Raw genomic sequence first — 13,586 nt, 5'->3', positions numbered from 1 at the left:
AATATCTATGACCTCATATCTTAGATTGGCCCTACTGGCTCTTGTAACATATTCATCTAACTCAATATTGAGTTTTGTTTTAAAATACGCTTTGATGTCTTCAATAACTTTTGGTTTGGCGGTTGCTGTAAAGCATGATACTGGTATTCTGCCAAACATTTTTTCTTCCTCGAGACTTCGAATAAAATCCGCAATGTACAAGTAGTCTACTCTGAAATCTTGTCCCCAAGATGAAAAGCAATGCGCTTCATCTATGACAAATCGAGCTATTGAACGTTGCTTTAAAATTCTTAATATGGTTGGTGAACGTAAAGACTCAGGAGACAGATATAATAGTTGCACATCTCCCTTTATGACGCGTTCGATGGCATCTTGTCGTTCTAAAGGAGATAATAAGCCATTAATAGCTACTGCTTTTGTAATATCGAAACGCTTTTCAAGGTTTTCAACCTGGTCTTTCATTAAAGATACCAAGGGAGATATAACAACAGTTAGTTGGCGCGATAAAGAACCTTTCATTAGAGCAGGTAATTGAAAGGTAAGTGATTTGCCTCCTCCAGTTGGAAAAACAGCTACAAATGAACTTGAGCCTAATCCAGCTCTAACCGTTTTTTCTTGTAGGCTGATGTCTTCATTTTGATCAAAGCTTCTAAAATCTTCATGCCCAAAATAGCTTAGTAAGGCTTTTTTAGGGTTGAGGTACGAATTACAATACGTGCAAGTTGGTTGTCCACAGAATTTAAACCTGATGTCGTCTAATAATTGTTGTGTTTTGGGAAGCGTTTTACTAACCCAATAGGCTAATATGGATTTATCTTCTTTAGTATTAATAAGTGAAAAAACATAGGCTAATTCAATAGGATTATCTTTGACTAATTGAGAAATATTAGTACTATCACAGATTTTGTTTTTGAATAAATCTTCTATTTTAGAAACATCATAAATATTGTCTATCTGATAATTAATCAATTCTAAAAATCCTGAGTATGTATCATAATCGGATAATAAATTCGCATAGATCTGCTTTATGTTTTTAGCTAATTCATTAAATCTATTGAGTTCGTCAATTAATAATTGCTTGGTTAATTTGCAATCTGATAAAGGGTTGTTGTAATCACTATCATTAACTATTTTGTAGCCTTTAACAAGTTTATGATAGGGGTTATCGCTAAATAAGAGAGGAGACCAGAGAAGTGTGTCAACGATCTTCTTATTGCTAAAAATTTCATTTCCCAACGCCCTTTCCAATAATGGAATATCATGTGCTACTATATTATGGCCACAAATATATTCTGCTCGATGTATCCAGTCTTCGAGTTTGGTAAGTTGACTTTCATGTAATTCTTGTCCATTAAAAAGCGCACCAACATCTTTAATTTTTCCTTGTTTGGTGGTTTCAATGTCTATGTACAGAATTTTATTTATCATTTTATTGAGCGGCCACAATAAACAGATATTCAGCTTGATTTCAGTGTTTTATAAGAATATAAGTGAGTTTATAAATCCTTTTATTGTCTAAGTTATATACGTTTTAAATTTAGTGAATACTTATGAGACTTATGTACGTAGTTCTACGTAGTTTTTTATTAAACGGTATCGCTAATATTTCATCCAATGGAAGTTTAATTGACTTAATATTTCTTAGTGCACTTATTAAATTATAAAAGCGAGATAAGTATCTCGCTTTTATAATCAAGGCATGTTACCATTCGTAACTTAGTTCTAAATCGACTAATAGCTCATTAGATTGACTTACAACAGTAATTGTATTTGGAAAACTATTATTTGAGGTGTAAGTAAAGAACCCAAAACTGGTCATGAAATCATCTTCGTCTACAGTATCATAATCCCATATATTTATCAAATAAGGATCACTAAAAGTTGTTAATTGTATGTTTGGTGTGATAGTAAATTCAAAAAATGTGCCTTCACCAGAAATGGCATTTTCATAAAAAGTTTGACTATCATAAATAACATCTAAGTCAGAATTTTGAAATGTAATGTAAATATCAGGTAATGCGTCTTCTGCTTCAGGAATAGCTAAATCCCAAAAGTCACCATTATTAGTGTTTGGAAAAACTTTAACAATGGCTTTGTTGATAATGATCCTGCTAGGAGTGACTTGTGTAGAGCAATTAATCCCTGTGTAGCCTTGAGGGCACTCACATTCACAATCAATAAATGTCCCACCATTAAGACATGAAATTGTTTCGCAATTATCTGAGTCGGAATCAGATGAACAACCTAAGTAGGCTGTGGTTAAAATTGATAATAAAATCAATTTAAAAATTCGGTTTCTCATAATATATTAATATTAAAATCATCCAAACCCAAAATGAAGATTAGTGAATAAAAAAGCGTGGGTCTGAAGCTTACCGAATAGGAGGTACTGGTATACCCTTCATACAAGTAAGAACAGCCCACGCCGTAGCGTGAGCGTAAACTTATTACCTTGCATGAATTGAAATTTACCAGTTTTCCTATTCAAGATAATAGCTAACGCTACATTTTATATGTCACAACAAATATATAAATTTACCAGTCTAGTAGGTTTTAATACAATGCTTTTTTGTAATACTTTTTGATTAGCAACAGTGAAAATTGACGTTTCGCTATTGTTTCACCAATCCTTTTTTATAGAAGATAAAGCCATTAAAATAGAGGTGTTTTGGAATTAGGTTCAAACCTGCTAGAAAACAATTTTGGTTCTAGCGTCCTACTTGTTCATAGTTAGATTTTAAATGGACTCTTAGTGCCACATTTAATTTTAGTTAGGTAACTCATGTTTTTCAACTAGATTTATATCAAGGCGAATTCATTAGAAAACCAATTCCTGATGTAACAAAAGAATTTCTATCTTTAGAAAAGAAAATATAAAAGGTTGGTTAAAAGCACAGATACAATATTAAATATTAAAAATGTTTCTAAGAACTATGATACTAATCAAGTTTTAGATAACGTTTCAATGTCCTTTTCAAAAGGTGAAATTGTCAGTTTGTATGGACCCAATGGAGCAGGCAAATCGACTTTAGTTAAAATAATTTGTGGAGAAGAGAATGCAGATAGCGGCGAAGTGATGTTAAATGACAATATCACAAATTTCAAGAGCTATTCTGATGCTCTTGCTGCAGGTATAAGTTATGTTCCCCAAGAAGGTGGTCTCATGGAGAACTTAACGGTTTTAGAGAATTTGGCTATATGTTTGAAAAATAATCTAAAAATCAAAAATTTCAACAAAAAAGCCATTAGATCTTTAATCGCTGAAAAACATTATTTTGAAAGTTTAGCTAGTTTACTTGATGTCAATGTAGTTTTGATATCTGCGTACGAACAACAATTGGCAACTATTTTTAAGGCGTTAATGATGGATTCAGAAATTTTTATTTTTGACGAATCAACAACCAACCTAAATCCAACCGATTTTGTAAAATTCAAAGAGATCTTAATCGATTTAAAAAAAGGAGGTAAAGCAATTATTTTTATAAGCCATAAACTTGATGAAGTTTTTGATATTTCTGATACTGTTACAATTCTTAAAGAAGGTAAAGTAATTAGTTCTAATAAAATTCAAGAAATAACTAAACTGGAAATATTGAATTTATTTAAAAGTAAACTAGAAGTAGATTTACACAAAGAGACTAATAATTTAACACCTTTATGTGAAATTCAAATTTTGAAAGCTGAATTGAATCAATCTGAATTCTATCTTAGTAAAGGAGAGGTACTTTGTATTGACTCAAACGATACCGTTTTTAAGTATCAAATGGGTTATTCAATTTATGAAGAGTTAAATAAGGTTAAAGGGCTAAAAGTCGGTTTAATACCAGCATTAAGGGATTCTGAAGGAATTTTTCCTAATCTTTCGGTTGAAGATAATTTATTATTAAATGTAATCAATCAATCAAAATTTAGAAAAAGCACAAAAAAAGATGAAGCATTAAACAATATTGTTACCGAACTGAAATTAAAGTTTGAAAATTGGAGACAAAATATTTTAGAGTTAAGTGGAGGAAATAGGCAGAAAGTTATTCTTGGTAGATGGATGCTTACCGATTTTGATGTGTTAGTTTTAATTGAGCCCACAGCTGGAATAGATATTGAATCTAAGACTATTATTCATAACTTGATACTTAAACTGAGGAAAGACGGAAAGTCATTTGTTTTGATAACAAGTGATCAAGGCGAGCAAGAAATGTTAACTACAAGATTTGTGAGTTTTAAAAACGATTTTAAAGAGGTATGTTAAAAAAAATAAAAAAATACAACTTACTAGTAATGTTGTTGGTTTTAATAATCATTTTTGGAATTATTAATCCAGCATTTTTGCAGCCAAGCAACTTATTAAATATTTTAACTCAAAATTCTATTATAGGTATAGTATCACTTGGTATGACTATAGTTATTATTATTGGAGGAATTGATCTTTCTGTTGGATCAATAGTTGCTTTTTGTGGCTTAGTTTTAGCTTTATTATTGACACTAAATATACCGCTAATAGCCGCTTTATTAATAACAGTTGTGGTAGGAAGCTTTTTTGGATTAATTAATGGTGTGTTAATTAAAAAGGGAAAAATACCTGCTTTTATAGTAACTCTTGGTTTAATGAGTGCAATTAGAGGAGGAGGATTATTATTCAGCAATAGTAAATCTATTTCGATAGGTGGTAGTGAACTTAATAGCATTTTGAATACAAAATTATTCGGTGTTTCTTTCTCAGCATTAATTTTTATAGTTTTAAGTATTGGATTATGGTACTTATTAAAAAAGACTTACTGGGGGAAATATATTTATGCAATAGGAGGAAATGAAAAAGCAGCTCGATTTAACGGAATTCAAGTTTCAAAATATTCTATAATTGTTTATGTCATTAGTGGTTTAATGTGCGGAATTGCATCTATTTTATTAGTTGGATCTTTGAATTCAGCTCAGCCACAGGCGGGACAACTATATGAATTAACTGCGATAGCAGCAGTAGTTATTGGTGGAGCTAGTTTAGCGGGCGGTAAGGGATCAATTTTTGGGACTTTTGTAGGCGTATTGATTTTGGGAGTTATCCAAAATGGACTATCTATATTAAACGTTCCATCATACTATCAATATATCCTAGTAGGATTTATAATTATAGTTTCTGTATTAATAGATAAAAATTACAATACCAAATAATATGAATAATAAAAAATCATTACTTAAAGCTCTATTGATAATAATTGTCATTGGCCTAATAGGTTATTTTGTTTATCAGTCTTTCTTGAAAAAAGATTCTGATTCTGGCGTAGTCAAAATAGGGTTTTTAGTGCCAACTTTGGAAAACCCATTTTTTGTAGATATGACAGAAAGTGCAAAGAATTTAGAGAATGAAAAACTAAAAGTTTTTATCCAGGCTAGTCAAGATGAGTTAAAACAAAATCAAATCATTGAAAATTTCATAGCACAGGGAGTTGATGCCATATGTATTGTGCCTATAAACTCTGAAAGTATAATACCAGCTATTATTAAGGCTAATAATGCTAATATTCCTGTAATTAATGTAGACAATAAAATTAATTTAGAATCAGCAAAAAATCAGGGAGCAGTTTTAGCTACATATATAGGTTCTGATAATTTTGAAGGTGGACAATCTGCAGGAGAGTATATTGCTGAAAGTATAAATGAGCAAGGTAAAGTGGCTATACTAGAAGGTGTTTCTGGTAATGATGCGGCTATAAAAAGAAAAGGTGGGTTTGAAGACGTTATGAAGAGATATCCAAATATTCAAATTGTTGCCTCACAAGCTGCTGACTGGAATCGACAGAAAGCCAAAGATGTTTTTGACGCTATAATGACCGCCAACCCTGATTTAGATGCTGTATTTGCAGCTAATGATGAAATGGCTCTAGGAGTTATCGCCGCAATGAAGAACAAAAGAATTGCTTTAGATTCTATTATTGTTGTTGGTTTTGATGCAGCCGATGAAGCAATTAAGGCTGTTGAATTAGGAGAATTAAATGCGACGATCGCTCAGCAGCCTAAGCTTATGGGAGCCGAAGCTGTGAGATTGGTTCTTTCTATAGTGAAAAAAGAGTCTGTAAAAGATAGTTATTCAACTCCTTTAAAAGTTATTAAATAACATTAAATGCCAAGAGATACATACATACCTAGTTTTCTAGATAATGAAAAGCCCATTGTTTATATCAGCTCTGCAATTTCACTTAATTCTACAAGCTCGTTTGATTATTTCGTAACTATTATTACCGAATTATCAAGGACCTTTTCGGAACAGGGATTTAATAAGGAGCTAATTATTAAAGTGCCTAAAAATAATATGTCAAGTCCGCAACTAGAATTATTTGATGAAGTAATTAAAAATTACGAAAAGTATAATGCTATTATTATTGCCCCTACATCTTCGAAATATTTTTCAAAACATCTAAAATCTAATTATAGTAATAAAATTAATGACATCTTTAAGGTTTGCCCAATTTTCACTATTGATAAGTACATTAAAAGTAAAATTAATAATATAAGTATTCCTTATGTTACTTCAGATTGGGAATTGGGGGGATCATTAGCAGCTAATAAGGCTTATCAATATTTAGTAAACAGAGATAATAAGAAAATTTTAATTGTTCAAGGAAAAGAAGGTTCAATACCAAGAATTAATGGGTTTAAAAAATTCTTTGACTTAAGAAGTTCTTTTCCTACACCAAGAATAACGGATAAGATAAATTTTAGTAGAGAAGGAGCGTATGAATACCTAATGGATAAATATGGAAAAGAGCTTGATTCTTTTGAATTGTTTTTTTGTTGCAATGATGAAATGGCCCTTGGAGCAAGAGAAGCTTTATTAGAATTGGGTATAAGCAAAGAGAAAAAAATAATTGGATTTGATGGTACTTTAGAGTTGAAGTGGCATCTTAATAAAAAGTTACAATCACAAGAGCATTTATTCAAAACAGTTGATGTTAGAATTCAAGACCAAGTTAAATGGTTAATTAATAGTTTGAAACTTTATGAGCCATCTAATCATTCACATTCAAACCTATCGCAAAAAATCAAACCTAAAATAGTATGAATGATAAGGAAAAATTAAAAAAAAAGCAAAATAACATTAGTGATAAGGAGAGGATTAATAGAGAGAAGCACTCAAATTTATGGATTGTAAGAATATCTGTTGTTTTCACTGTATTTACAATTGCTTTTTATTTTATATGGTTTGGATTAATCTCTAATCAAAACCTTTCAATCAAGACAGCTGATTGGGGTACATTTGGTGATTTTGTCGGGGGGTTTGGCAGTACTTTATTAGCACTTGTCACGATAGTATTAATATATAAATCAATTCAGACTCAATTGTTTGAGTTTTCAAGATTATCAGATTTGCATCAGAAGCAAAACATAGATAGTCGTTTTTTTAACCTGCTTAACCTTCATAACAACTTAATTAAAGAGGTTCGAGGTTCGGTTAAAAATCAAATTTATAAAGGAGACCAGTACTTACATAATTTACTTTGCTATTATAAGGAAATTGAAACTGATGTTAATCAGGTTAAAGTTGATTTAGGAAAGAGAAAAATTTCCTTACTACATATAATCAATAATTTATCAGCAATGATAGAATTTTTAAAAGTTAAAGAAGATACTGGTTTGCTTGAACCTGAAGAAGTTGAAGAATATCTTGAAGTAATGAGAACTCAATTAAATTCAAATGAATTATTGATTCTTGCATATTTGGTTAGAAATGTAAGTCAGAATAATTATAATATTTTAGAGTCTAATCAAATATTCAAATACCTAGATACTGAAGATCATTTATCTGAAAAGGATAGAATTGTTATAAATGACTTATTAGTAAAATAATGAATTGGGGACTAATTGGATATGGCGAAGTAACTCTTTCTTTTATTGACGGTTTGAAAACTGTAAAAGATGCAAGGATAGTGGCTATTGCATCCAAGTCTTCACATCAATATTTAGTAAAAAAAGGATTATATGAAAATGTTCAATATTTTGATTCATATGAGAATCTTCTGAAATCTTCTGAAATTGATATTGTTTATGTGTCAACAACAAACAATTTGCATTTTGAAAATGTTAAACAGGTGTTATATGCAGGCAAGCATTGTTTATGCGAAAAGCCAATGACACCCACAGCAAGGCAAACTGATGAATTGATTGATCTTGCCAATAAGAATAATGTTTTTTTGATGGAAGGTATGTGGACTAGATTTTTACCGGCATACAGAGAGTTTATTAAAGTTCTAAAAAGTGGAATAATAGGCAAGCCAAGACTATTAAAAGCAGATTTCGGATTTTTAAATACTTGGCCGAAAAATAGAAGATTATTAAATCCTGAGCTCAATGGTGGAACTTTGTTAGATAACGCTGATTACAACATATTTTTATCACAAGACGTATTTAACGAGTATCCAATAAAAATTCAAGCTATGGCTTCTTATGCTGAAACCGGAGTTGAAGACGCATGTAGTATTCAATTGCAGTACGCTAGTGGAGGTATAGCTCAATTATTTTCATCATTTAGATGCGAGACTGAACAAGAAGCAATTGTTTATGGTGAGAAAGGCTATATTAAACTAAAGGAGTATTGGCATGGCACACAAATTGCAATAAAAATAGGGGAAATAGAAGAGGAGCATAAGTTCCCTTTTAAGGTTAATGGTTTTGAGTATCAAATTGAAAATGTACAGAAAAGTATTAAGAACGGCAGAATTGAAAATAATTTTGTTAGCCATTCTGATTCAAAAAATGTAGCAATGATAATTGATGAAGTACAAAATCAAATACATAAAAAACAATGAATAAAGTACTCTTAATAGAGCCTAGTGGTGATTATATTCGATTAGATAGATGTATGCAAAGTATAAATTCTTGGGGTGGAGCTTATCGATTCCCTTTGAATTTATCTAGAATTGCATCTCATTTGATTGAGATTGGTCATGAAGTTTTATTTTTAGATCTTCAAGCGGATAAATCTTCAAATCTGGGGAAGACAATAAATACTTTTAATCCAGATTTGTGCATACTTTCGTCCGGTTTTCCTAGCATGGCTATAGATTCAGCTTTAGCAAACGAAATAAAGGCTATTTCTGGACAAATACATGTCTCTACTTTTGGAGTTGCTCCTACAATGATGAAAGATAAGTTTTTTCTAAAGAAAAGCTGGGGTTTTGAAATAGGATTTGATAGTATAGTAACTGGAGGTGAACCTGCATTGGGATACGAGAGACTTTTATCTATGGACTTAGACTCTAGAAATTTAATGATATCAAGTTCTATGATGAAATTTAAAAGTATAAATACTAAACTTTCTAGATCGATATTTAATCATGAATTGTATAAATCCCCATTTACAGGTCAAAATGCTACATATATTGAAGGTACCTATGGATGCCCATTTAGATGTAACTTTTGTGTTGTACCAATTCTCTATGAAGGTAGATTCTCTAAAAGAGCACCTCAGGATATTGTAGATGAATTCAAGTACGTTATTTTGAACAATAATGTTCAGCAAATTACGCTTTGGGATGAAGGTACGACGTTTCAAAAAAGCTTTATAAATGAATTATGTGATGGTCTTATTGAATTGAGGAAAAGTAAGGATCATAGACTCAGAAGTTTTGTTTGGACCACTAGGTCAACTACCGAGTTGCTAGATGAGGATATTGTTAGAAAAATGTCACTTTCAGGGCTTTCTGGAATTACTCTAGGTATTGAGAGCTTTGATGAAAGAGTCCTAGATAATGTTGAGAAAAATATATCAATAGAATCGAATTATAATGCAATAAACCTATTAGATAAATATGGGATAATATCTATAGGTCATATCATTTTAGGTCACCTTCATGATAGCACTGCTTCCATTGAAAAAACAATTGAAATGGCAGTCAAGTCAAAACTAAATTTTGCACAATTTTATTGTGCTGTTCCTTATCCAGGCACTAAGCTGCACGAAATGGCTTCATCGTTAGGATTAATTAAAGTAAAAGATTTAACTAAATATGAATTATCTAATCCAATTATGGATACAATATCTGGCGTTTCTCATATTGAAATAGGACAATATCGAGAAGAGGCAATTTCAAGATTTTGGACCCAAGCTAGGTGGAGGAGATTAGGTCAATTGTTAAAGCAAAAAGGCCTAGAAAATTCGATAAATAAAGATAAATTGACTCAATGGAATACTCAAGTTGATAATGAGACTAAGTTAAAAGAGAATTGTTGTTCATAGAAAATATTATACAATGAATTAGTTTATTCTTTTTTAACTACATTATAATAAGTTTTAGGAAGTAATCATGTTTTTAATACATAACTATCGGCAATGAAAAATTGACGGTTCACCATTGTTTCAATAAATCTTTTTTGATAGGCGTAGAAGGTCTGTAAAATATAATGGTTTCGTAAATAGGTTCAAACCCTGTCGCGACCGCATTTAAAGTTTCCAATCTAATCTTTCTTGGTTCAACTAAGAAAATTTCTGTTCACTATAATTATTGATTTCTTACAAAACAAGAATTACACATAAAATGTATTCTAAGCACTTTCTCTATCTCAAAAAAGAAGGGGTTTCACTCATCCAGTGTCACACTTAACAAATTCTTAATATCAACCAGGGCATTAATCCATTATATTTTCCATATCATATAGAACAAAACTTATGATTCATACGTTCTTAAGAACAAACCAAGCTTTTTAGGGCACGGCAAAGAAAATCAAAATCGAACAAGTACATGAACAGACCAAAAATTATTGCAAACATGACAAATGACAGTTTTTTATGTTTTTTTTGACCTAATTTTACGGTCGATCCGTTCCAAGATAAACCCTATCCATTTAAAACACAAAATGCGCAACTTCAGAGATCTTTATTTTCCCATATACAAAAATTATGGCCGTTTAATTTTCAAACCATTAGCAATCCACACAAGATGAGACATCTTATTCTTTCAATTTTAGCACTACTGTTTTTAAGGGTAACGTTTGCACAGGATCTGCCCAATGTTGTTCCGCCCTCACCCGAGGCAGCAGAACTGATCAGGTACTCACAGACTCAGATTACGCCTTACACCGGTCTGCCAAACATTCAGATTCCGTTTTATACAATAAAGCATGACGGTGGTTCCGTGCCGGTTTTGTTAGCCTACAGTGGTGGTGGCGTAAAAGTAGCGGATATAGCATCATGGGTCGGCCTGGGCTGGAATTTGCAGGCCGGTGGTTTGGTAACTAGGACTATCAATTGGCTGCCAGATGATGGAGCGAACGGGTATATCAACAACCCCTATGACTTAGCGCAGTTCAATGCAAATCCAGATTCTGGTCCTGCCTGTTGCAATCCCAACGAACAGGGAGCTCAACTGTTGGGCCATATGGTAAATGTAAGGGATTACGAACCCGATGAATTCAACTTTTCCGTACCCGGTTATTCGGGAACGTTTTACTACGATCAAAATCTGAGCGAATTTGTACAAATCCAGAAGACAAACATCAAAATTGAGACACAACTTCATTTTAGTTCAGAAAGAATCATTGGTTTTACCATTACTACCCCAAATGGGGTAAAATATCATTTTGGGGGGAGTTCCAATTATCTTGAGGCCATAGAGCGTATTCAGACTTGGACGTTGGCCTATGACGGGGCCTACACTTCGGAATCGAACAGTTATTCTTCGGCAACCATTCCCTACTATCAAAGCTGGATGCTGAGAGAGATCGAACTGCCTAACTCGGACAAAAAAGTTTTATTTGATTACGAATCAGAGCACAATATAAAAACTATCAATAAATCGGATGAAGAATTCGTAGCTCAGATGTGGGGCCAATGTGATCAGCAATATAACATTTACCACGTTGAAAAGAAATATACGCAGCCCAGAATCAAAGAGATTGTGTTTCCAGGAGGCAAAATTACTTTTGAAAAAAGCTTGGTTGAGCGTAGAGATTTAAAAAACGATTTTGCCTTGGAGAAAATGAGTCTATATGATACCGGCCAAAATCTCATTAAATCATTTTCTCTTCACACCTCACAATCAGGGGCTGCGGATGGTTATAATTATAACCCGCCTTACATTGACCCAAACATTATCGAAGAGGGCACACAGCGTTTGCGATTGGATTCCATTTCTGTTTTTGATGTAAATTCAATCAATGCGCACCGCTATGGTTTTGAGTACAATCCTTTAAAATTGCCTCAGCGCTTCTCAAGATCAATTGATTACTTTGGATATTATAATGGATATGACAATGATGACCTTATACCTCGTGCCAGATATAGGCCAGGGGTACCAACGGGCTATTATGGCAAGGCAAACCGTTCGGTAAACCCAAATTACACTCAAGCAGAGATATTGACAAAGATCGTTTACCCTACGGGTGGCAATGAAGAGTTTGTTTGGGAAAACAACTATGTTGGCATGTTCTCAGGTATAGAATCTGATTTATACAGAGATCATCTCATGGGATATACAAAAGTGTTCCACAGTAGCGGCTGCATGTTTGAGGATACGAATCCATCGGATGGGTACGATTTCTCCATGCCCATCGACATTCCTCAGCACAGTGACGGTATTATGGAATTTGACATTACAATAGAAGGTTGTCCGGTTTCAAATGGTATACAGGTTCTTGGCGACACAAACTGTAGCTACAGTTTGTTTCTTATTGACCTGACTGATGCCCCGAATTCCCCCCAGCCCTTGTTGGAACCTAAATTTATAAAGTTTCTTACCCCGGGCAACTCCTATAAAATAGCCGCTACCTATAATGGCGATTTCCAAGGTTGTGGGGTCACTCAAACACAACTGCCCAATGAAGGGGGATTTCAGGCCATTATAAAATACACAGAGGACCCGACTCCCGAAGAATATATTCACTCTGGTTTAAGGATAAAAGAACTAAAAGCATATAACAGCAATTTCGATAGTGTTCCCAGTCTATGGAAAAGTTACGAATATGTAAACCCAGACAACGCTCCCGCCCCCGGGCTAAGCAGCGGTATGGCATATTTATTGTCCTTAAATCACATGAGGAACTACAGACCTTCGTGTTATGCACCAAATGACCCCGGTACCATTAAGATCAGTTCAAATACTTTGGCAACACCCGTTACGGGCAGTAGCCTAGTGGGATATAGGTATGTCAAAGAAAGTTTTATGGGCCCATCTTCAAGCAATGGCTATAAACTCTATCAATACTCCAATTTGGACTCTAACGCAGGCTACCCATACGGCACTGCCTATTTTAACTCTCCTTTTCCCAAAATGTACGAAAAATCAATATTGCCCATCTGGAGGAACGGAAATTTGTTGAAAGCTACAATATTTGATAAAGACAACAATATCAAAAAGATAGAAGAGTACCTGTACGAAGGGGCCAATACATTCCATAGAGATTCCAAAGATTTTTCTGTCCAGGTATTTAGAATGCCAAACATCAGCATAACAGATCCTCAAGTAATATTTGATAACAATATATATGTAAGGCATTATGGCTACACCACCGAGCACCATCGATTAAAATCCCAGACCACCACGGACTATCTCGATGGCGGGGACGTCACGGTGACCCAGGTCCACACCTACGATAACAACCCA

At 33.2% G+C, this 13,586-nt stretch carries 10 protein-coding genes; 8 read left to right on the top strand and 2 right to left on the bottom strand.

The features are described 5' to 3' along the window. Together KCG49_RS16055 and KCG49_RS16050 are read right to left on the bottom strand one after the other, a co-directional pair. Positions 1 to 1,428, bottom strand: a 1,428-nt coding sequence (locus KCG49_RS16055; protein WP_218547968.1) for a DEAD/DEAH box helicase, incomplete at its 3' end; no start/stop codon positions are given. A gap of 274 nt (positions 1,429 to 1,702) precedes the next feature. Continuing rightward, on the bottom strand, positions 1,703 to 2,302 hold the full coding sequence (locus tag KCG49_RS16050) for a calcium-binding EGF-like domain-containing protein (protein ID WP_218547966.1): 600 nt from the start codon (positions 2,300 to 2,302) through the stop codon (positions 1,703 to 1,705). Between the two features lie 579 nt (positions 2,303 to 2,881). Between KCG49_RS16050 and KCG49_RS16045 the strand changes: the two genes are divergently transcribed. From KCG49_RS16045 to KCG49_RS16010, 8 genes are all read left to right on the top strand, one after another. Further along, on the top strand, positions 2,882 to 4,246 hold the full coding sequence (locus tag KCG49_RS16045) for an ATP-binding cassette domain-containing protein (protein WP_218547964.1): 1,365 nt from the start codon (positions 2,882 to 2,884) through the stop codon (positions 4,244 to 4,246). Beyond that, positions 4,240 to 5,163: an ABC transporter permease gene (locus KCG49_RS16040; protein ID WP_218547963.1), complete on the top strand. Its 924-nt coding sequence runs from the start codon at positions 4,240 to 4,242 to the stop codon at positions 5,161 to 5,163. Before KCG49_RS16045 ends, KCG49_RS16040 begins: the two co-directional genes overlap by 7 nt. Before the next feature lies 1 nt (position 5,164). Next, positions 5,165 to 6,106 carry a substrate-binding domain-containing protein gene (locus KCG49_RS16035; RefSeq protein WP_218547961.1) on the top strand — a complete coding sequence of 314 codons (942 nt, stop codon included), beginning with the start codon at positions 5,165 to 5,167 and terminating at the stop codon, positions 6,104 to 6,106. 6 nt (positions 6,107 to 6,112) lie between these two features. Beyond that, entirely contained in the window at positions 6,113 to 7,051 is a 939-nt protein-coding gene (locus tag KCG49_RS16030; RefSeq protein WP_218547960.1) for a sugar ABC transporter substrate-binding protein, read from the top strand. Further along, positions 7,048 to 7,836: a hypothetical protein gene (locus tag KCG49_RS16025; RefSeq protein WP_218547958.1), complete on the top strand. Its 789-nt coding sequence runs from the start codon at positions 7,048 to 7,050 to the stop codon at positions 7,834 to 7,836. The genes KCG49_RS16030 and KCG49_RS16025 overlap by 4 nt, the downstream gene beginning before the upstream one ends. Beyond that, entirely contained in the window at positions 7,836 to 8,795 is a 960-nt protein-coding gene (locus KCG49_RS16020) for a Gfo/Idh/MocA family protein (protein ID WP_218547957.1), read from the top strand. Before KCG49_RS16025 ends, KCG49_RS16020 begins: the two co-directional genes overlap by 1 nt. Then, on the top strand, positions 8,792 to 10,225 hold the full coding sequence (locus KCG49_RS16015; protein WP_218547955.1) for a B12-binding domain-containing radical SAM protein: 1,434 nt from the start codon (positions 8,792 to 8,794) through the stop codon (positions 10,223 to 10,225). Before KCG49_RS16020 ends, KCG49_RS16015 begins: the two co-directional genes overlap by 4 nt. 895 nt (positions 10,226 to 11,120) lie before the next feature. Further along, positions 11,121 to 13,586 (top strand): hypothetical protein (locus KCG49_RS16010; protein ID WP_256260047.1); only part of this gene is annotated, 2,466 nt, incomplete at its 3' end.

The sequence above is a fragment of the Winogradskyella luteola genome (assembly GCF_019203985.1).
In the GTDB taxonomy this organism is placed as follows: domain Bacteria; phylum Bacteroidota; class Bacteroidia; order Flavobacteriales; family Flavobacteriaceae; genus Winogradskyella; species Winogradskyella luteola.
The sequence above is the reverse complement of the archived record's forward strand: the minus strand, read 5'-3'. Positions and strand labels throughout refer to the sequence as shown.